Origin of the sequence: Kitasatospora sp. NPDC087314, from assembly GCF_044744365.1 — a bacterium.
In the GTDB taxonomy this organism is placed as follows: Bacteria; Actinomycetota; Actinomycetes; order Streptomycetales; family Streptomycetaceae; genus Kitasatospora.
In genome coordinates, this window is record NZ_JBIUYE010000026.1 from 24,758 (window position 1) to 44,952 (window position 20,195).

Annotated in this window: 16 protein-coding genes; 14 read left to right on the forward strand and 2 right to left on the reverse strand. The window is 74.6% G+C overall.

Features of this window, described 5'->3' with window-relative positions; genetic code table 11:
- Positions 1-63 precede the first annotated feature (63 nt).
- The 4 genes from ACIO5E_RS37820 (at position 64) to ACIO5E_RS37835 (ending at position 4,328) form a co-directional block, all read left to right on the forward strand.
- Positions 64-1,368: a M50 family metallopeptidase gene (locus tag ACIO5E_RS37820; RefSeq protein ID WP_400676773.1), complete on the forward strand. Its 1,305-nt coding sequence runs from the start codon at positions 64-66 to the stop codon at positions 1,366-1,368.
- A 143-nt stretch (positions 1,369-1,511) separates the two neighbouring features.
- Entirely contained in the window at positions 1,512-2,672 is a 1,161-nt protein-coding gene (ispG, locus tag ACIO5E_RS37825; RefSeq protein WP_280685396.1) for a flavodoxin-dependent (E)-4-hydroxy-3-methylbut-2-enyl-diphosphate synthase, read from the forward strand.
- 158 nt (positions 2,673-2,830) lie between these two features.
- Complete coding sequence (locus ACIO5E_RS37830; protein WP_400676827.1) at positions 2,831-3,706, forward strand: GNAT family N-acetyltransferase; 876 nt, start codon at positions 2,831-2,833, stop codon at positions 3,704-3,706.
- 70 nt (positions 3,707-3,776) lie between these two features.
- Positions 3,777-4,328, forward strand: coding sequence for a GNAT family N-acetyltransferase (locus ACIO5E_RS37835; protein ID WP_400676775.1), 552 nt, complete (start codon positions 3,777-3,779; stop codon positions 4,326-4,328).
- Here the strand turns inward: ACIO5E_RS37835 and ACIO5E_RS37840 are convergent.
- Together ACIO5E_RS37840 and ACIO5E_RS37845 are read right to left on the reverse strand one after the other, a co-directional pair.
- On the reverse strand, positions 4,325-5,248 hold the full coding sequence (locus tag ACIO5E_RS37840) for an aminoglycoside phosphotransferase family protein (protein WP_400676777.1): 924 nt from the start codon (positions 5,246-5,248) through the stop codon (positions 4,325-4,327). The genes ACIO5E_RS37835 and ACIO5E_RS37840 overlap by 4 nt on opposite strands.
- A gap of 97 nt (positions 5,249-5,345) precedes the next feature.
- The gene (locus ACIO5E_RS37845; RefSeq protein ID WP_400676830.1) at positions 5,346-5,939 is read right to left on the reverse strand and encodes a ferritin-like domain-containing protein; all 594 of its coding nucleotides are present in this window, start codon (positions 5,937-5,939) and stop codon (positions 5,346-5,348) included.
- 802 nt (positions 5,940-6,741) lie between these two features.
- On the opposite strand from ACIO5E_RS37845, the gene rimP reads away from it, so the two are divergent.
- The 10 genes from rimP (at position 6,742) to ACIO5E_RS37895 (ending at position 20,177) form a co-directional block, all read left to right on the forward strand.
- Complete coding sequence (gene rimP / locus ACIO5E_RS37850; protein WP_400676779.1) at positions 6,742-7,290, forward strand: ribosome maturation factor RimP; 549 nt, start codon at positions 6,742-6,744, stop codon at positions 7,288-7,290.
- Between the two features lie 54 nt (positions 7,291-7,344).
- A complete protein-coding gene (gene nusA, locus ACIO5E_RS37855) occupies positions 7,345-8,379 on the forward strand; it encodes a transcription termination factor NusA (RefSeq protein ID WP_400676781.1) in 1,035 nt (344 codons plus the stop codon).
- A gap of 147 nt (positions 8,380-8,526) precedes the next feature.
- Positions 8,527-8,775 carry a YlxR family protein gene (locus tag ACIO5E_RS37860; RefSeq protein ID WP_280685391.1) on the forward strand — a complete coding sequence of 83 codons (249 nt, stop codon included), beginning with the start codon at positions 8,527-8,529 and terminating at the stop codon, positions 8,773-8,775.
- A gap of 246 nt (positions 8,776-9,021) precedes the next feature.
- Positions 9,022-12,180: a translation initiation factor IF-2 gene (gene infB, locus ACIO5E_RS37865; RefSeq protein ID WP_280685390.1), complete on the forward strand. Its 3,159-nt coding sequence runs from the start codon at positions 9,022-9,024 to the stop codon at positions 12,178-12,180.
- Positions 12,181-12,321: 141 nt separating this feature from the next.
- A complete protein-coding gene (locus ACIO5E_RS37870) occupies positions 12,322-12,618 on the forward strand; it encodes a DUF503 domain-containing protein (protein ID WP_030397729.1) in 297 nt (98 codons plus the stop codon).
- Between the two features lie 152 nt (positions 12,619-12,770).
- The gene (rbfA, locus tag ACIO5E_RS37875) at positions 12,771-13,211 is read left to right on the forward strand and encodes a 30S ribosome-binding factor RbfA (protein ID WP_280685389.1); all 441 of its coding nucleotides are present in this window, start codon (positions 12,771-12,773) and stop codon (positions 13,209-13,211) included.
- A gap of 2 nt (positions 13,212-13,213) precedes the next feature.
- A complete protein-coding gene (locus ACIO5E_RS37880; RefSeq protein WP_280685388.1) occupies positions 13,214-14,317 on the forward strand; it encodes a bifunctional oligoribonuclease/PAP phosphatase NrnA in 1,104 nt (367 codons plus the stop codon).
- A gap of 34 nt (positions 14,318-14,351) precedes the next feature.
- A complete protein-coding gene (truB, locus tag ACIO5E_RS37885; protein ID WP_400676784.1) occupies positions 14,352-15,281 on the forward strand; it encodes a tRNA pseudouridine(55) synthase TruB in 930 nt (309 codons plus the stop codon).
- A 220-nt stretch (positions 15,282-15,501) separates the two neighbouring features.
- Positions 15,502-19,167, forward strand: coding sequence for a serine protease (locus ACIO5E_RS37890; protein WP_400676786.1), 3,666 nt, complete (start codon positions 15,502-15,504; stop codon positions 19,165-19,167).
- 65 nt (positions 19,168-19,232) lie between these two features.
- A complete protein-coding gene (locus ACIO5E_RS37895; RefSeq protein WP_400676788.1) occupies positions 19,233-20,177 on the forward strand; it encodes a bifunctional riboflavin kinase/FAD synthetase in 945 nt (314 codons plus the stop codon).
- Positions 20,178-20,195 lie beyond the last annotated feature (18 nt).

Below are 20,195 nucleotides of genomic sequence, written 5' to 3' on the forward strand. Positions count from 1 at the left end.
TGTCCGACCCGGCGTGACTGCGGTAAGACAAGACGACGAGCGGAGCGGCATGGAGGACCAGCGGTGGCAATGGTTTTGACGGTGGTCGGCATCCTGGTCTTCGCGGTCGGGCTGCTCGTCTCGATCGCCTGGCACGAGCTCGGCCACCTCTCCACGGCCAAGCTGTTCGGCATCCGGGTGCCGCAGTACATGGTCGGCTTCGGCCCGACCGTCTGGTCGCGCAAGAAGGGCGACACCGAGTACGGGTTCAAGGCGATCCCGCTGGGCGGCTACATCCGGATGATCGGGATGTTCCCGCCCGGCGAGGACGGCCGGATCACCAAGCGCAGCAGTTCGCCCTGGCGGACCATGATCGAGGACGCCCGGGAGGCCTCCTACGAGGAGCTCCAGGAGGGCGACGAGCACCGGCTGTTCTACACCCGCAAGCCCTGGCAGCGGATCATCGTCATGTTCGCCGGGCCGTTCATGAACCTGATCCTGGCCTTCGGGCTGTTCCTGACCGTCATGATGGGCTTCGGCGTCTCCATGGCGGTGCCGACCATCGGCTCGGTCGCCCAGTGCGTCGTCAAGGCCGGTCAGCCCACCGACACCTGCCCCGCCGACGCGCCCAAGACCCCGGCCAACGAGGTGGGCCTGCGCCAGGGCGACAAGGTGCTCTCCTTCGACGGCGACCGGATCCGCGACTACGACCAGTTCCAGGCGGACATCCGGAAGTCGGCCGGCAAGCAGGTGGAGATCGTCGTGGACCGCGGCGGTGAGCGGCTCACCTTCAAGCCCACCATCGCCGTCAACGACGTGCAGAAGTACGACGGCAGGGGCGTGCCGGTGAAGGGCCAGACCGTTCAGGCGGGGTTCCTCGGGTTCACCCCCAAGAGCGAAACCGTCCAGCTCGGCTTCGGGCAGTCCGTCGACCGGATGTACGACATGGCCGAGAACGGGGTGAAGTCGCTGGCCGCCCTGCCCGGCAAGATCCCGGGCCTGTGGAACGCCGTGGTGGGTGACGCCCCGCGCGACCCGGACTCGCCGATCGGGATGGTCGGCGCGGCCCGGGTCAGCGGCGAGGTGTTCTCGCTCCACGAGTCGGCCACCCAGCGGGTCGCGATCTTCGTGAACCTGCTGGCCGGCATCAACCTCTCGCTCTTCCTGTTCAACATGCTGCCGCTGCTCCCGCTGGACGGCGGCCACATCGCCGGTGCGGCCTGGGAGGCGGTCCGGCGCCGCTTCGCACGGATGTTCAGGCGGCCCGACCCGGGCCCCTTCGACGTCGCCAAGCTGATGCCCGTGGCGTACGTCGTGGCCAGCATCTTCATCGGCTTCACCCTGCTGGTGATGGTCGCCGACCTGGTGAACCCGGTGAAGATCAGCTAGGGGGTCCGGGTACGGCGGGTGTGCTGGGGCCCTGCGCCGTGCCGTACCGTGGAGGCCGGGCGCGCCTCGATCGCGCGCCCGGCCTCGGCCGTCCCAATGGCCGGGCGGTCGACCACACCTCAACCCCGGGGAACCCTGCGCACATGACCGCGATCTCGCTCGGTATTCCGTCCCTGCCGCTCAAGCCGCTCGCCAAGCGCCGTGTATCCCGGCAGATCATGGTCGGCAACGTACCGGTCGGCGGCGACGCCCCCGTCTCGGTGCAGTCGATGACCACCACCGTGACCTCGGACATCAACGCCACGCTGCAGCAGATCGCCCAGCTCACCGCGTCCGGGTGCCAGATCGTCCGGGTCGCCGTCCCCTCCCAGGACGACGCCGACGCGCTGCCGATCATCGCCAAGAAGTCCCAGATCCCGGTGATCGCCGACATCCACTTCCAGCCGAAGTACGTCTTCGCCGCGATCGACGCCGGCTGCGCCGCGGTCCGCGTCAACCCGGGCAACATCAAGGCCTTCGACGACAAGGTCGGCGAGATCGCCAAGGCCGCCAGGGACGCCGGTGTGCCGATCCGGATCGGCGTCAACGCCGGCTCGCTCGACAAGCGCCTGCTGGAGAAGTACGGCCGTGCCACCCCCGAGGCCCTGGTCGAGTCCGCGCTCTGGGAGTGCTCGCTGTTCGAGGAGCACGACTTCCGCGACATCAAGATCTCGGTCAAGCACAACGACCCGGTCGTGATGATCAACGCCTACCGCCAGCTCGCCGCCGCCTGTGACTACCCGCTGCACCTGGGCGTCACCGAGGCCGGCCCCGCCTTCCAGGGCACCATCAAGTCCGCGGTCGCCTTCGGCGCGCTGCTCGCCGAGGGCATCGGCGACACCATCCGGGTCTCCCTCTCCGCCCCGCCGGCCGAGGAGATCAAGGTCGGCAACCAGATCCTGGAGTCCCTGGGCCTGCGCCAGCGCGGCCTGGAGATCGTCTCCTGCCCGTCCTGCGGCCGCGCCCAGGTCGACGTCTACAAGCTCGCCGAGGAGGTCACCGCCGGGCTGGAGGGCATGGAGGTGCCGCTGCGCGTCGCCGTCATGGGCTGCGTCGTCAACGGTCCGGGCGAGGCCCGCGAGGCCGACCTCGGCGTCGCCTCCGGCAACGGCAAGGGCCAGATCTTCGTCAAGGGCGAGGTCATCAAGACCGTCCCCGAGTCGAAGATCGTCGAGACCCTGATCGAGGAGGCGCTCAAGCTCGCCGAGCAGATGCAGGAGGCGGGCGTCGAGGCCGGTACGCCGACCGTCGTCGCCGCCGACTGACCGCGCGGGGTCCGCGCGGGTGCGCCGCGCGCAGCTTTCCGGAAGCGGGGCCGTCCGTTCGCGGACGGCCCCGCGGCCGTAGCCGGGTGGGGCCACGGAGTAGGGTGCGGCCAGATTCGTCTCAGTGAGGTGCTGTCTCGATGCTCGATCGAGGTGTGATGCTCCCCGGCTCGTTCCAGGCCGCCCGCTCCCTGGCCACCACCCGCGTGCTGGAGCCCCCCGACCTCGCGGACGCCCTGGAGATCCTCCACCGAGACCCGGTCGCCAACGCCTTCGTCGCCACCCGGGTCGAGGCCGTCGGCCTGGACCCGTGGCGGCTCGGCGGCGAGATGTGGGGCTGGTACGACGGGGCCGGCGCCCTGGCCGCGCTCTGCTACGCCGGAGCCAACCTCGTCCTGGTCGACGCCGGGCCGCAGGCCGTCGCCGCCTTCGCCGAGCGGGCCCGTCGACAGGGCCGCCGCTGCTCCTCGATCGTCGGACCGGCCGAGGCCACCGCCGCCTTCTGGGCGCTGCTGGAACGCAGTTGGGGCCCGGCCCGCGAAGTCCGTGCCCACCAGCCGCTGATGGCCACCACCGCGCCCTCCGCCGAGATCGCCCCCGACCCGCTGGTGCGGCGGGTGCGCCGCGACGAGGTCGAGGCGCTGATGCCCGCCTGCGTGGCGATGTTCACCGAGGAGGTCGGGGTCTCCCCGCTGGCCGGCGACGGCGGCCTGCTCTACCAGGCCCGGGTCTCCGAACTCGTCACCACCGGGCGCTCGTTCGCACGTTTCACCGAGGACGGCCAGGTGGTCTTCAAGGCCGAGATCGGCGCCGTCACCGAGGGCGCCTGCCAGGTCCAGGGCGTCTGGGTCGCCCCCGAGTACCGGGGCCAGGGCCTCTCCGAGAGCGGCATGGCCGCCGTCCTGGACATCGCGCTGCGCGAGGTCGCCCCGGTGGTCTCGCTCTACGTCAACGACTTCAACCTGCGGGCCCGGGCGGCGTATCGGCGGGTGGGGTTCCGCGAGGTGGGCGCATTCATGAGCGTCCTGTTCTGACCCCGGGCCCCGGGTGTTCGGTTCCGATCTTCGCCCGCGCCACCGGGCTGCTAGTAGTAACGTCCGGGGCATGGATCAGCTGACCGGGGTGACGATCGAGGCCATCGACCTTGCGGCCTGGGCGCCGCAGGCGCTGGAGGTCCAGGCGGTGGCGTTCGGCCTGACGCCCGAGGAGGTCGCGGTCCGGCTGCACATCGTCGGACGGCACGCCCGCCAGGCCGGGGTGATCGCGTTCGGCGCGATGAGCGACGGTCGGCTGGTCGGCTTCGGCTACGGGATGCCCAACCAACGCGAGCACTGGTGGAGCACGGTGATCGAGCCCTACCTGAGCGCGGGCGGCCACGGCGGCTGGCTGGACGACGTGTTCGCCGTCACCGAGCTGCACGTGCTGCCCGAATTCCAGGGCCAGGGCGTCGGTTCCCGGCTGATCCGGACCCTCTGCGAGCACTCCGGGCTGGACCGCAGCATCCTCTCCGCGATCGACGCGGAGACCCCCGCGCGACGCCTCTACCGGGCGCTCGGCTACCAGGACCTCGCCCGCGCGGTGCGCTTCCCCGCGACGGACCGGCTGTACGCGGTGATGGGGGCGCGGCTTCCGCTGCGCGAGCCCGGCGCGTCCTAAAGCGCTCCGGCGAACTCCAGGTAGAGCTCGGCGTCCTCCTGGCGGCCGGCCGCCAGGGCCCGCAGGGCGAGGTCGACGGCCCGGAACAGCGTCCAGCCGCGCAGCCGCTCCCGGTCCACCTCCAGCGCGTCCGCGAGCTGGTGCAGCCGGCGGCGGACGGCCGCGGCCACGCCCGGGGAGCCGACCAGGGTGTCCGCCCGGTCCAGGGCCAGCCGGGCCAGGTCGAAGGCGCGCTCGCCGGCCAGCGGGCGCGGGTCGATCGCCAGCCAGGGTGCCCGGTCGGCGGCGAGCACGTTGCCGTGGTGGAAGTCCCCGTGGAGCAGGAAGGTCTCGGTGGCGGAGCCGGCCAGGCCGTCGGCCGTCTCCAGTGCCTCGGTGACCAGCGACTGGGCCTCGGCCGCTCCGGGAAGGGCGCGGAGTCCTTGCAGCCGCTCCGAGGTGTCGGCGGTCCGTGCCGCGAGCGACGGGAACGGGTGGCCCTCCGGCAGGTCGGACCAGAGCCGGTGCAGCAGGCTGGTCGCTTCCAGCATCGCCTTCGCCTCGGCGAGCGAGCGCAGCGGGATCTCCCCGTGCAGCCGCTCCAGCAGCAGGACGCCCTCGGCCGGGTCGGAGTCCAGCAGCAGGACGGCCCCGCGGCCGGCCCAGTGCGCGAGCGCCGCGTGCTCCAGGGCGGTCTCGGGGGTGCGAAGTCCGGCCTTGAGGACGGCGAGGGAGAGGTCGTCACGGTGGACGTAGCCGACCAGGCTCAGGCTGCCGCCGGGGTCGAGCACCCGCTCCAGGGTGAGGTCCCAGCGCGCCAGGTACGTGGCCACCCGCGCGGGGAGCCCGGCCAGCCACTGCCGGCCCGGCTCGCCCTGGCTCGCGGCGACGCTGCGCGCCAGCCAGGTGGGGACGGTGATCTGCGGTGCTACTCCCGACATGCCGGCCTTCCGGTTGACGCTCCCCCGTTGGTACTACCCGTCCATTGTCGGCCATGGACGGGAAACCGCAGGTCAGTGGCGCGGGCCGGGTCCGGTCTCAGGGCCGGGTAGCCGAAGGGGCGGCGGTGGGAGTGGGGAGGGGCTCGGGGATGCCGGGGAAGGCGGTGTCGGCGGCGCCCCAGCGGTGGGCGCGCAGGGCGCACTCGCGCAGGGCGTCGGCGGCGGCGCTCCGCTGGGGGCCGGGGACGGCGGCGACCAGGTCGGCGTAGACGGCGGTGAGCCGGGTTTCTAGGTGGGCGGCGAGCCGGGTGGCGCCGGCCGTGTCGGTGACGGCGAACGGGAGCTGGTAGCCGCCGGCGGCGGCGGTCGGGGTGGCGCCGAGGGAGGCGAGCAGCCGCTGCCAGGAGTCCCGCCGGGCCTCGTGGGCGGCGTAGGCGGTGCGGGCGTCGGCGCGCTGCTGGTCCTCGGGGAGCCGGGCGCCGACCACGCCGTAGCCGTAGACGGCGGCGTGTTCGGCGCCGAGCGCGCCCTGGAGGGCGGTGACGGCCGCGGCGGCGGAGGGAGTGGCCGAGGGGGAGGGGGAGTTGGTGGGCTGGTCGCCCGGGGGCGCGGTCGGCGCCTCGGTGGGCGTGCCGGCGGCCGGGGGCGGGGTGGCCGACGCGGTGGTGTCGCCGAGTGCGACGGCGTGCAGTACGTCGGAGGCGGCGACGGAGGTGAGCAGGCGGGCGAGCGGCGGGCTGGCGGCGGCCAGGTCGGCGAGGCGGGTCTGGGCGGTCTGCCGTTCGAGCGCGGCGAGTGCCGCTGGGGTGGTCACCGGCACGGCGGTCGGGGTGGCGGACGGCGTGCCCGAAGGCGTGGATGGGCCCGAAGGTGCGGGCGTGGCCGGGGGCGCCGGGGGGATCGAGGCGGCGGGCAGGCCGTAGGCGAGCGCGGCACGGTGCTGGGCCACCTCGGCCCGCAGCGGCTGGAGCAGGGCGGCCTGGGCGCCGCCAGGGCCGGCGAGCAGGGCGTCGTAGCCGCTGAGCAGGGTGTCGGTGGCGGCGATGGAACGCAGGACGACCGGTTCGTCCGGGTTCGGCAGCGGGCCGCGGTTGCCGGGCACGGCGTCGTTGCCGTCGTAGCCGCTGGTACACGCGGTGAGGACGAGCAGCCCGAGGGCCAGCAAGCTGCGTCGGCTGGGCGGCTGCATTGGTGTCACTCCGGGGCGTGTGCGGGAGGGCGGCCTTCCCGCCGGTCCTCGTTGGCGTGAATGATTACAGAATCCCCACGATTTCGGGCCCGGATTCGGATCTCGGGGCCCGGCGGGGGCCGGTGTGAGCTTGCTCGCAGTGGGTGGCGTGCGACCGGTCGGCGGTGGTCCGGAATCGGTGGTTCCCGGCTTCACCGGCTAGGCTTTGGGCCGAGCTGCCGTGACCCGGTGTGCGCCGGACCGGCGCCGGAGGGTGCGGAGCGACCTTCTGACAACAGCAGACGCGGCCGAGGAGTCCACCCGGATGAGCACCACCCACACCGACCGGCTGCGCGCGTTGCTGGAGCCGCTGGCCGCGCAGGCCGGACTGGACCTCGAGGACGTCAAGGTCACCAAGGCGGGCAACCGCCGCCAGGTGCAGATCGACGTCGACACCGACGGCGGCGTGGACATGGACGCCATCGCGGAGTTCAGCCGGGTGGTCGGTGAGGCCCTGGACGAGTCGGACCTGATGGGTGACGAGCCCTACCTGCTGGAGGTCGGTTCGCCGGGCGCGGAGCGCCCGCTGGACCTGCCCCGGCACTGGCAGCGCGCCGAGGGCCGGCTGGCCAAGATCCACCTGGTCGACGGCGGGGAGATCGTCGCCCGGGTGCTGGAGGCGGACGAGGACGGCGCGCTGGTCGAGGTGCAGCCGGTGAAGGGCCGCGGTCGTCCGAAGGAGCGCCGTCTGGCGTACGCCGAGGTGGCTCGGGCGCGCGTCCAGGTCGAGTTCAACCGCAAGGACGACGAGCTCCTCGACGAGGCCGCGGACTTCGCGGACGCCTCCGAGGAGGGGGACGACGGTGCGGAGTGACCTGCGCACCGCCTGGACCATGACGAACGTGACGAAAGACGAGGAGGCGTAGCCGTGGACATCGACATGAGTGCCCTGCGCACGCTGGTCAACGAGAAGAACATCCCCTTCGACCTGCTGGTCGAGTCCATCGAGTCCGCCCTCCTCACCGCGTACCACCGCACCGAGGGCTCGCGCCGTCGCGCCCGGGTGCACCTGGACCGCAAGTCCGGCCACGTCACCGTGTGGGCGATGGAGGACCCGGCGGAGCTGGACGAGGGCGTCGAGCCGAAGGAGTTCGACGACACCCCGAACGGCTTCGGCCGGATCGCGTCCAGCATCGGCATCCAGGTGATGATGCAGCGCCTGCGCGACGCCGCCGACGACCAGACCTTCGGCGAGTACGCGGGCAAGGAGGGCGACATCGTCACCGGTGTCGTCCAGCAGGGCAACGACCCGAAGAACGTGCTGGTCGACATCGGCAAGCTGGAGGCCATCCTGCCGCCGCAGGAGCAGGTCCCGGGCGAGGACTACCGGCACGGCACCCGGCTGAAGTGCTATGTGGTGGCGGTGCGCCGCGGTGTCCGCGGGGCCTCGGTGACGCTGTCGCGGACGCACCCGAGCCTGGTGAAGAAGCTGTTCGCGCTGGAGGTCCCGGAGATCGCGGACGGCAGCGTGGAGATCGCTGCGATCGCCCGTGAGGCCGGCCACCGCACCAAGATCGCGGTCTGGTCGCGCCGGCAGGGCCTGAACGCCAAGGGCGCCTGCATCGGCCCGATGGGCAGCCGGGTGCGCGCGGTGATGGGCGAGCTGCACGGCGAGAAGATCGACATCGTCGACTGGTCGGAGGACCCTCGCGAGATGGTCGCCGCGGCGCTGTCCCCCGCACGGGTGACCAGCGTGGAGATCGTCGATTTCGCCCAGCGCTCCGCCCGGGTGATCGTGCCCGACTACCAGCTGTCGCTGGCGATCGGCAAGGAGGGGCAGAACGCCCGCCTCGCCGCCCGCCTCACCGGCTGGCGGATCGACATCCGGCCGGACACCGAGGGCCAGCCGGAGGACGGCGGCCGGGACGCTGACCGGGACACCGACCGGGACGCCGACCGTTAAGTGCGGCGCTGACCGGCCGCTCGCTCTGTCCAAAGACCCCCCGCCGCTCCCCCCGGGATCGGCGGGGCGGCGCCATGTCCCTTCGGAGGGGTAGACTTGCCTTCGTCTGGCCGGACGCATGTCCGAGCACGCCCGGAACGCACCTGCGTGGGCTGCCGCAAGCGAGCGGCCAAGCACCAGCTGTTGCGTGTCACGGCGGTCGAGGGCGTCTGCGTCCCTGATCCCCGTGGCGCACTGCCGGGCCGGGGCGCGCACCTGCACCCTGATCCGGCCTGCCTCGACCTCGCGGTCCGCCGTCGGGCGTTCCCCCGGGCCTTCCGGCTCCAGGGCACGCTCGACACGGAGCGGCTCCGCGAGTTCATCGGGGAGCGGGCAGGCGACACCCCGGAGCCCTGAGTCCACTCAGGCCCGCCCGGGGAACCTCCCGCTACGGCCGTCGCTCTGCGCGACGGAGAACCACCGCAACAAGCACAGCGCGCGGGCAGCCGCACGCCGTGCACCAGTCAGGTACCTCGCGATGTGGAAGTAGGTCGAGATTGCGATGAGCACTCGATGAGTACGCGATGAGTACGCGATGGGTACGCCCATGAAGTAGCGACGGTCCGGCGGACGAGACACCCCGGACTCATAGACAGGAGTGAAGTGGCTAAGGTCCGGGTTTACGAACTCGCCAAGGAGCTTGGCTTGGAGAGCAAGGCCGTCATGGCCAAGCTCACCGAGCTCGGTGAGTTCGTCCGTTCGGCGTCCTCGACCATCGAGGCGCCGGTCGTACGCAAGTTGACTGACGCTCTGGGAGTGGCCCCCACCACCGGTGGTTCCGCTGCCAAGCCGGGCCCGCGCAAGCCCGCGGCGCCCCAGCCCGCCGGTGGCTCCGCCGCCGGTGCGGCCGCACCCAAGCCGGGTGCCCCGACCCCGGGTCCGCGCCCTGCCGCGACCCCGGGCCCCCGTCCCACCCCGGCCGCAGCGGCTCCCGCCGCCCCGGCCGCGCCCGCCGCCCCGCGCCCCGCGGGTGCGCCGACCCCGGGCCCGCGCCCGGCGGCCCGCCCCGCCGCACCTGCGGCTCCGGCGGCCGAGTTCTCCTCCCCGGCTCCGGCCGAGGCCCCCGCCGAGCGCCCGGCCGCCCAGGCCCAGCGTCCGGCGTCCGCCCCCGCTGCTGCCGGCGGCAGCGCCCGTCCGGGCCCGCGTCCGGCCGGTCCGCGTCCGGGCAACAACCCGTTCACCTCGGGCAGCGCCACCGGCATGGCCCGCCCCGGCGACCGTCGTCCGGCCGCGCCGGGTGCCCGTCCGGGTGGCGGCGCTCCCTCCGGTGACCGTCCCCGTCCGGGTGGCGACCGTCCGCGTCCGGCCGGTGCTCCCGGTGCCGACCGTGGCGCGCCGCGTCCGGGTGGCGACCGTCCGCGTCCGGCCGGTGCTCCCGGTGCCGACCGTGGCGCCCCGCGTCCGGGTGGCGACCGTCCGCGTCCCGCTGGTGCTCCCGGTGCCGACCGTGGCGCGCCGCGTCCGGGTGGCGACCGTCCGCGTCCGGACGGCATGCCCCGTCCGGCCGGCCCGCGTCCCGGCGGCCCGACCCCGTCCGGCATGCCGCGCCCGAACCCGGGCATGATGCCGCAGCGTCCGGCTCCCGGCCCGCGTCCGGGCCCCGGTGGCCGTGGCCCGGGTGGCCCCGGCGGCCGTCCGGGTGGTCCGGGTGGTGCCGGTGGCGCCCGTCCGGGCTTCCAGGGTCGTCCGGCCGGTCCGGGCTCGCGTCCGGCCGGTGGCGGCGGCTTCGGCGGTCCGCGTCCCGGTGGCGGTGCCCCGGGTGGCGGCGGCGGCTTCGGCCCGCGCCCCGGTGGTTTCGGCGGTCGTCCCGGCGGCCCGGGTGCCCGTGGTGGCACGCAGGGCGCCTTCGGTCGTGGCCCGGGCGGTCGCCCGGCGCGTGGCCGCAAGTCGAAGCGGGCGAAGCGCCAGGAGTACGAGGCCATGCAGGCCCCGTCCGTCGGCGGTGTGATGCTGCCTCGCGGCAACGGCCAGACCGTTCGCCTGTCGAGCGGCGCCTCGCTGATGGACTTCGCGGAGAAGATCAACGCCAACCCGGCCGCGCTCGTCTCCGTCATGTTCAACCTCGGTGAGATGGTCACCGCGACCCAGTCGGTCTCCGACGCGACCCTCGAGCTGCTGGCCGGCGAGATGGGCTTCCAGCTGGAGATCGTCAGCCGGGACGACGAGGACCGCGAGCTGCTGGAGTCGTTCGACATCGACTTCGGCGCCGACGAGGGCGACGAGGACCAGCTGGCCCCGCGCCCGCCGGTCGTCACCGTCATGGGTCACGTCGACCACGGTAAGACCCGCCTGCTGGACGCCATCCGCAAGTCCAACGTGGTGGCCGGCGAGGCCGGTGGCATCACCCAGCACATCGGCGCCTACCAGGTGGCCACGATCGTGAACGGCGAAGAGCGCCCGATCACCTTCCTGGACACCCCGGGTCACGAGGCGTTCTCCGCCATGCGTGCCCGTGGCGCCAAGTCCACCGACATCGCGATCCTGGTGGTCGCGGCCAACGACGGTGTCATGCCGCAGACGGTCGAGGCGTTGAACCACGCCAAGGCCGCGGGTGTGCCGATCGTGGTCGCCGTCAACAAGATCGACGTCGAGGGCGCCGACCCGACCAAGGTCCGCGGTCAGCTGACCGAGTTCGGTCTGGTGGCCGAGGAGTACGGCGGCGACACCATGTTCGTCGACATCTCCGCGCGCCAGGGTCTGAACATCGACCAGCTGCTGGAGGCCGTGGTCCTCACCGCCGACGCCTCGCTCGACCTGCGGGCCAACCCCGAGCAGGACGCGCAGGGTATCGCCATCGAGGCGCACCTCGACAAGGGCCGCGGCGCCATGGCGACCGTGCTGGTCCAGCGCGGTACGCTCCGCGTCGGCGACTCGATCGTCGTGGGCGACGCCTACGGCCGCGTCCGCGCGATGCTGGACGAGAACGGCAACCACCTCACCGAGGCCGGCCCGTCCCGTCCGGTGCTGCTGCTCGGTCTGACCTCGGTGCCCCGCGCCGGCGACAGCTTCATCGTCGTCGACGAGGACCGCACCGCCCGCCAGATCGCCGAGAAGCGCTCGGCCCGCGACCGCAACGCCGCCTTCGCGCAGCGTCGGGTCCGGGTGTCCCTGGAGGACCTGGACAAGGCCATCGCCGCCGGCTCCATCGAGCAGCTCAACCTCATCATCAAGGGTGACGTCTCCGGTTCGGTCGAGGCCCTTGAGGACGCCCTGGTCAAGCTGGACGTGGGCGAGGAGGTCGAGCTCCGGGTGCTGCACCGCGGCGTCGGTGCGATCACCGAGTCCGACGTCGACCTGGCGATGGGCTCGGACGCCATCATCATCGGCTTCAACGTGCGCGCCGAAGGCCGTGCGCGCGCTGCGGCCGACAAGGAAGGCGTGGACGTCCGGTACTACTCGGTCATCTACCAGGCGATCGAGGAGATCGAGAACGCCCTCAAGGGCATGCTCAAGCCCGAGTACGAGGAGGTGCGCCTCGGCTCCGCGGAGATCCGCGAGGTGTTCCGTTCCTCCAAGTTCGGCAACATCGCCGGTGTGCTGGTCCGCGAGGGCCTGCTGCGCCGCAACGCCAAGGCCCGCCTCATCCGCGACGGCAAGGTCGTGGCGGAGAGCCTCACCATCGAGGGTCTGCGCCGCTTCAAGGACGACGCGACCGAGGTCCGCGAGGGCTTCGAGGCCGGTGTGACCCTGGGGTCGTTCAACGACATCAAGGTCGACGACGTCATCGAGACCTACGAGATGCGCGAGAAGCCGCGCGCGTAAGCGGGTGGCCGCCGGGGCCGGTCGACGGGTGGTATTTCCGTCGACCGGCCCCGGTCTCGCTGTGTAGGGTCGGTCCTCGTACGCCAGCCCGGTTCCGGGCGGCTTCCCCGAGGCCTTCCAGGTCGGCTAGACCTGTCACACATGTTCGTGGGAACACTCACCTTCGACCTGCTGCTGGGCGACGTCCACTCGCTCAAGGAGAAGCGTTCGATCGTGCGGCCCATCGTGGCCGAACTGCAGCGCAAGTACAGCGTGTGCGCTGCCGAGACCGGGAACCAGGATCTGCACCGCAGGGCCGAGATCGGCCTCGCGGTGGTGTCCGGCGAGGCCGGGTACGTCACCGAGATCCTGGACAGCTGTGAGCGGTTGGTCGCCGGCCGCCCCGAGGTGCAGCTCCTCTCCGCGAGGAGGCGCTACCACAACGACGACGACGAATGAGAGCCGTGGAGACGGTCGGCGGAAGTCGCCGTTCTCACACGGATCAGGACCCAGAGCGCCCGCAAGGCCGGGCGCGGGCCGGTACTTTGGGGCTTGGGCCCCGACGGGCGCGCAGCCGCCCGGATGCCGGACCCACTGCACGAGGAGGCAACGTGACCGACACCGCAAGGGCGCGCAAGCTCGCCGACCGCATCCAGGTGGTCGTCGCCCAGACCCTGGAGCGGCGGATCAAGGACCCGCGACTGGGGTTCGTGACCATCACCGACACCCGGGTGACCGGGGACCTGCGCGAGGCCACCGTCTTCTACACCGTCTTCGGCGACGAGACCGAGCGCGAGGCGACCGCCGCCGCGCTGGAGAGCGCCAAGGGCGTGATCCGCTCCGAGGTCGGCAAGATCGGGGTGCGCTTCACCCCGACGCTGACCTTCGTCGCGGACGCGCTGCCGGACAACGCACGGAACATCGACGACCTGCTCGACCGGGCCAAGGCCATCGACGCGGCGGTGCGCACCACCGCCGCGGGCGCGACCTACGCCGGCGACGCGGACCCGTACAAGGTTCCGGCGTCCGAGCGTGACGACGAGGACGAGTAGTCATGGCGGGTGAGCCGGCGAAGGCCGCCTCGCGAGCCGGTTCGACCACGGGGGCGTCCTCCACCAGCACGGTGGAGGGTGCCCTCGCGGCGCTCCCGGGGCCGCGCGCCGAGGAGAGCGGCTTCGAGCTGCTCTGGCAGCAGGTGGTGGCGGAGATCGGGCGGGCGCGTTCGATCGACCTGATCTGCCACATCTGCCCGGACGGCGACGCCCTGGGCTCCTCGCTGGCGGCCGCGTTGGCGCTGCGCGGGCTCGGCAAGCAGGTGCGGGTCTCCTTCGGCGACGACCCGCAGATCGTGCCCGAGTCGCTGGCCTTCCTGCCCGGCCAGGAGCTGATCGTGCCGGCCGCCGAGGTGCCGGACGTCCCCGAGCTGGTGCTCTGCTTCGACGTGGCCGCGGAGAGCCGGCTCGGCCTGCTGCACGGCAAGGCCTTCGCCGCGCCCGCGCTGGTGGTGATCGACCACCACGCCTCCAATCCGGGCTTCGGCACGCACCAGCTGATCGATCCGACCGCGCCGGCCACCGCCGTTCTGGTCGACGAACTGCTGCGCCGGCTCGGCGTCGAACTCGACCAGGATCTGGCCACCTGCCTCTACACCGGCGTCGCCACCGACACCGGTTCGTTCAAGTACCGGGCCACCACGCCCGCCACCCACGAACTCGCCGGGCGGCTGCTGGCCACCGGCATCCGGCACGACCTGATCTCCCGGCAGCTGTGGGACACCTCCTCCTTCGGCTACCTCAAGGTGCTCGCGGGCGCGCTGGACCGGGCCGTCTACGAGCCGGACGCGGCCGGCGGGCTGGGCCTGGTGTGGACCTGGGTGCCGTACCAGGACCTGGTGCTGTTCAGCGTCACGGTCGAGGAGATCGAGGGGCTGATCGACATCCTGCGCCGCCCGGCCGAGGCCGAGGTGGCGCTGGTGCTCAAGCAGGACCCGGACGGCACGCTGCGGGGCTCCTCGCGTTCCAAGGGCGCGGTGGACGTCGCCGCGGCCTGCGCCGAACTGGGCGGCGGGGGGCACGTCTTCGCGGCCGGGTTCAGCGCGCGGGAGGACGTGGCCGCGGTGGTCGAACGGTTCCGGGGCGCGCTGCGACCGGTACGTTGATCATCTCTTGACCGTTTTTTAGAGAAAGAACTTGATGAAGCGCAAAGGCACCGGCCCGGACGGCCTGGTGATCGTCGACAAGCCCGAGGGCATCACCTCGCACGGGGTCGTCGCCAAGCTGCGATGGCTGGCCGGGACGCGGAAGGTCGGGCACGCCGGGACGCTGGACCCGATGGCCACCGGCGTGCTGGTGATCGGCGTCGAGCGGGCCACCCGGCTGCTCGGGCACCTGATGCTCACCGCCAAGACGTACGAGGCGACCATCCGGCTCGGCCAGACCACCGTCACCGACGACCGGGAGGGCGAGGTCACCGCCTCCAGCCCGGCCGACGGGGTGACCCGGGAGGCGATCGACACCGGGATCGCCGCGCTCACCGGCGAGATCATGCAGGTGCCCTCCAAGGTCAGCGCGATCAAGATCGACGGCAAGCGGTCGTACGCGCGGGTGCGCGAGGGCGAGGACTTCGAGCTCGCGGCCCGGCCCACCACGATCCACTCCTTCACCGTGCACGGGCAGCGCGCGGCGGTCGCCGAGGACGGCACGCCGGTGGTGGACCTGGACGTGACCGTCGAGTGCTCCTCCGGCACCTACATCCGGGCACTGGCCCGCGACCTGGGCGCCGGGCTCGGCGTCGGCGGCCACCTGACCGCGCTGCGGCGGACCCGGGTCGGGCCGTACTCGGTGGAGTCGGCGCACACCCTGGAGCAGCTGGAGGCCGCCGTCACCGGCGACTCCGCCGCGGGGCTGCAGGTGCTGCCGATCGCCGAGGCCGCGGCGGCCGCCTTCCCGCGCTGGGACCTGGACGAGGCGGCGGCGGAGAAGCTGTCGCACGGCGCCCGCCTCAAGGCGCCCGGGCTGGGCGTGGACGGGCCGATCGCGGTGTTCGGGCCGGACGGGCGCTTCCTCGCGCTGGTCGAGGAGAAGGGCGGGCAGGCGAAGCCGGTCGCGGTCTTCGTCGGCTGAGGCCCCTCAGGTCCCTGGGGCTAGCCGCAGTTCACCCCCGTCGGGAGTCATCCCGGCGGGGGTTTCACTCGTCCGGGGGGGCGCGCGAGGTGAACGGCCGTGGTGAGCGGCGCGGGCGCGGTCGGGCCCGCTCCCGGGCGGGCAGGCTCCCCGGCGGCGAGCAGGTCGCCGCGACGAGTCCGCTCCCGGGCCGCCGGGCCCTGCGGGGAGGGCGGTGCGAATGCCGGGATTCCTGGACGGCGACGGTGTGGCGGGGGAGCCAGGGCGGTACCTGCTGCGGATCCGCGACCTCAACGGGCGGCTGCACGGTTTAGGGTTCGTCGCCGATCCGCAGGGCACCGTCTTCACCGCGCACGAGAGCGTCACCGGCCTGGACCGGATCGTCCTGCACACCCCCGGCGGGCAGACCCGGGTGGTGGGCCCGGACGCGGTGCTGCCGCTGCCCGAGCACGGGCTCGCCCTGTTGCGCACGGACGCGGTCGGCGGGCTGCCCGTACCGCCGCTGCCGGTCGCCGCGCTCGGGGCCGGGCCCGAGGTGCTGCTGCCCGCGCTGGCCGGGGAGGACGAACGGGCGGTGGCGCTGCGCTGCGGCCTGCTGGGCGTCACCGGCGCCGGGTACGTCCGGCCGGACGGCGGCCACCTGCCGGGCGGGCTGCTGCTGCTCGACCCGCCGGTGATCGCCGGCGTCGCGGTGCCGGCCGGCTCGCCGGTGCTGGACGCCCGCAGCGGCGCCGTGGTGGCCCTGGCCGTGCCCGCGCTGGGCGGCCCGCAGTGCGGCGGCGCGCTGCCCGCGGTACCGGCCGGTGGCGGCGCGGTCGTCGCCCCGCCGCTGGCCGAACTGCTGGCGCGCAACGCCGCGACCGTGCCCGCCTACGGGCCCACGCTCAACCTGGCCGGGGTGCTGCGGCTGACCGCCGCGCAGCTGGCCGCCGCCGGGGCCGGACCCGGCCGGGTGGCCGGGCTCGCCGCCGACCGGGTCGACCGGCCCGACGGGCTGACCGGGGAGGAACCGCCGGCCACCGTCACCGCGCTGGTCGGCGCCCCCGGCAGCGGGCGCTCCACCGAACTCGCCGCCCTCGCCGCCCGCCGCGCGGACGGCGCCCGGCCGCTGCCCACCCTCTGGCTGCGCGGCGCCGACCTGCTGGCCGAGGACCGCTCGCTCGCCGCCGCGGTGGAGCGGGCGCTGGCCGCCGCCGCGGCCGAACTGGGCATCCCGGCGCCCGCGCCGGAGCCGGTGGCGGCGCTGTGCGCGGCGGCCGGGCGGCCGCTGCTGGTGGTCCTGGACGGCCCCGAGGAGGCCCCGGCGCCGCAGGACCCGCGCTGGCTGCGCGGCGCCGGGGACTGGCTGACCGGCTGCGGGGCGCGGCTGCTGACCGCCTGCGGCGAGGAGGCCTGGGAGCGGCTGGCGGCCCAGAAGTGGGGCAGCGGCACGGACCGCACCCGGTGCGCGGACCAGCCGGAGCCGGGCGGCGACCTGGCCAGCGCCCCCACCGTCCGGATGGACGGCGCCGGCCCGGGCGCCCCGACCCTCGGCGGGCACCGGCTCGGCCCGCTGCCCGCCGAGGCGGCCGAGCGGGTGCGCCGCCGGTACGGGCTGCCGCCGGGCTGGCCGGCCGCCGCCGACGCGCGGCACCCGCTGGCCGCCCGGCTGGCCGGTGAGCTGTGGGCGGAGGGCCTGCGCGGGGAACCGGCACGCCGGGGCGAGCTGTTCGGCGCCTACCTGGACCTGCGCTGCCTGCGAGTGGCCCAGCGGCTGGCCGAGGACGGCCGGCCGCGCCGCCCGGGCGCCCACCGCCGGGGCTCCGCCCGGCCCGCCGGGCCGTCCCACGGGCGGGTGCGGCGGCTGGCGGCGGCGGTGGCCGGGCGGGTGCACGAGGCGGCCCGGCGGATGCTCGGCGCCGAGCCGGGCGGGCTGGGCCGGGCCGCGTTCGAGGAGCTGTTCCCGGCGTCCGGCGGCTGGGCCACGGCCGTCCTCGCCGAGGGCCTGTTCGTCCCCGCCGGGCCCGGATTCCGGTTCGCGCACGGGGAGTTCGCGGACTGGCTGCAGGGTCTGCACCTGGACCTGGACGCCGCGCTGCGGATGCTGCTGGGTGAGACCGAGGACACGCCCCCCTCGCCCGCCGACGGGCTGGGGGCGTCGCCCGGCGGACGGGCCGGGGGAGCGGGGCCCAGCCCGCGCGGCGCGGTGCGCGCCGTCCCCCGGCACCGGATCGGCCCGGTCGCCGCCGCGCTGCGCCGGCTGGCCGAGACCTGGGGCGCGCCCGCCCTGGACCCGTGGCTGCACCGGCTCTGGCGCGCCCTGGACCTGCGCCCGTCGGGCAGCGAACCGGCCTGGTGGGCCTGCCGGTTGCTCACCGCCGGGCTGGCCGCCAGCCCCGATCCCGCCGAACACCGGGCACTCCTCGACCAGTTGGCGGGGCGGATCGCCGAACAGGCGGCCGCGGCGGGCGGGGTGGACGGGCTGCCGGCGGAGGGGCTCGGGGCGTTCGGCCCGGCGTTCTGGACCGGGCTCGGCCTGCCCGTCGAGGCCGAACTCGCACTGCTGCGCCGCCTGGTGGCCGCCGACGGGCCCGGGCAGCCGTTCCTCGGCGCGGCGGCCGAGCGGCTGCGCGCCGACCCGGTCGCGGTGTTCCCGCTGCTCTGCGCCTGGTTCGACGACCCGCGCGGCCTGCCCGGCCGCCCCGGCCGCACCGTCGCCGACCTCGCCCACGACCTGCTGCACGCCCACCGCAGGCTCGCCCTGGACGAATTGGCCGACGCGCTGGCCGACGCCGCGCACCCGAGGGCGGACGCGCTGCTCACCGTGCTCGCGGTCGAGGAGCCCTCCGCGCTCTGCCGGGCGGTGGACCGCTGGAGCCACGACCGGCGGCCCGAGCGGCACGTCGCCGCCGCCGTGCACGCCCTGCGGGTCGCCCCGCACGCCGCCGGAGCCGCCGCCGGACTGCTGCGGTTCACCGCGCTGACCCTGCTCGCCCGCGAGGACGAACCGGGCCTGCGCGGCGCCGCGCTCGCCCTGCTGGTCGGCGATCCGGAGACCCGGGCCGAGCACCTCCCCGCCGCGCTCGCACTGCACCGGGCGGGCGGCGACGCCTTCCTCACCCCCCGGGCGCTCGCCCCGGCCCTGGAGAGCGACCCGGAGCCCGTGCTGGCCGCGCTCGCCGACCGGCTGGCGGCCCCGGGCGCGGCCGCCGCCGAGACCCTGCGGGTGCTGGCCGACGCCCGCACCCCGGTGGCCACCCGGCGGGGCACCGAACTGGCCGCCCGGCTGCTGCACGACCACCCGGCGCTGGCCGGGCCGGTCGCCGTCGACTACCTGGGCCGCCGCCTGGAGCGCGCCGCGACCGCCGGCCCGGCCGCCCGGCTGGAGCTGCGGGTGCTGCTCGGCGGCGCGCTGGCCGCCCGTGCGGCGGGCGTGCGGCGGCCGTTCGCACAGGTGCTGTCCGTCCCGGTGGCGGACCCGGCGGCGGACGCGCTGCGCTGCGAGTTGCTGGACACCCTGCTCGCCACCGAGGCCGACCCGGCGGTGCTGACCGCGGCCGTGGAGCGGCTGGCCGAGCACTGCGCGGCCGAGAAGCCGGCCCGGGCCCGGGCGGTGCTGGCCCGGGCGACACCCGGCCTGCCGGCCGCCGACGAGCTGCTGGTGCGCTGCGCGGGCCGCTCGGCGGCGTTCGCGCAGCTGCTCGTCCAGTGGCCGCGGGACGCCGCCCCGCCCCGGCCGGACGGTCCCCGGCTGGCCCGGATGCGCGCCCTGGCAGCGGCCGGCCGCGACCCTCAGTACGCCGCCGCCGAGGCGGAGCGGACCGCGCTCGGGCGGGCCGTACGGCCGCCGGTGCGCCCAACCCGTATTCCGGTGCCGGAGCCGGAGCAGGCGCATGGCACGCTATAGGGGTTCGGGTTTGAGCGTTTGAGCGTACAGAGGGTACGCGCCGTACGGAACAAGGAGCGGTCAGGGTGCAGCGCTGGCGTGGCCTGGAGGAGATCCCCGGTGACTGGGGACGCAGCGTCGTCACCATCGGCTCGTTCGACGGGGTGCACCGCGGGCATCAGCTGATCATCGGCCGGGCGGTCGAGCGCGCCCGCGAACTCGGCCTCCCCGCGGTCGTGGTGACCTTCGACCCGCACCCGCGCGAGGTCATCCGTCCGGGCAGCCACCCGGCGCTGCTCGCCCCGCAGGCGCGCCGCGCCGAGCTGATGGCGGGCCTCGGCGTGGACGCGGTGCTGGTGCTGCCGTTCACCCCGGAGCTGTCCCAGGAGTCGCCGGAGACCTTCGTCCGGCAGGTCCTGGTCGAGGCGCTGCACGCCCGGGCCGTCGTCGAGGGCCCCAACTTCCGGTTCGGGCACCGGGCCGCCGGGGACGTCGCGCTGCTCGCCGAGCTGGGCCGGTCGGCCGGCTTCGACGTCGAGGTGGTCGACCTCCAGGTGAGCGGCACCGCCGGGGCCGGCGAGCCGTTCTCCTCCACCCTGACCCGGCGGCTGGTCGAGGCCGGGGACATGGCCGGCGCCGGCGAGGTGCTGGGCCGTCCGCACCGGGTCGAGGGCGTGGTGGTGCGCGGCGCGCAGCGCGGCCGTGAACTCGGCTACCCGACCGCCAACGTCGAGACCGTGCCGTACAGCGCGATCCCGGCCGACGGCGTGTACGCGGGCTGGCTGACCGCGGACGGCGAGCGGATGCCCGCCGCCATCTCGGTCGGCACCAACCCGACCTTCGACGGCACTGCGCGCACCGTCGAGGCGTACGCCATCGACCGGGTCGGCCTGGACCTGTACGGGCTGCACGTGGCCGTGGACTTCCTGGCCTACCTGCGCGGGATGGAGAAGTTCGACTCCATCGAGGCGCTGCTCGACCGGATGGCCGACGACGTCAAGCAGGCCCGCGAGCTGACCGACGGCGCCTGAGCGCCGCCGCGCCACGGG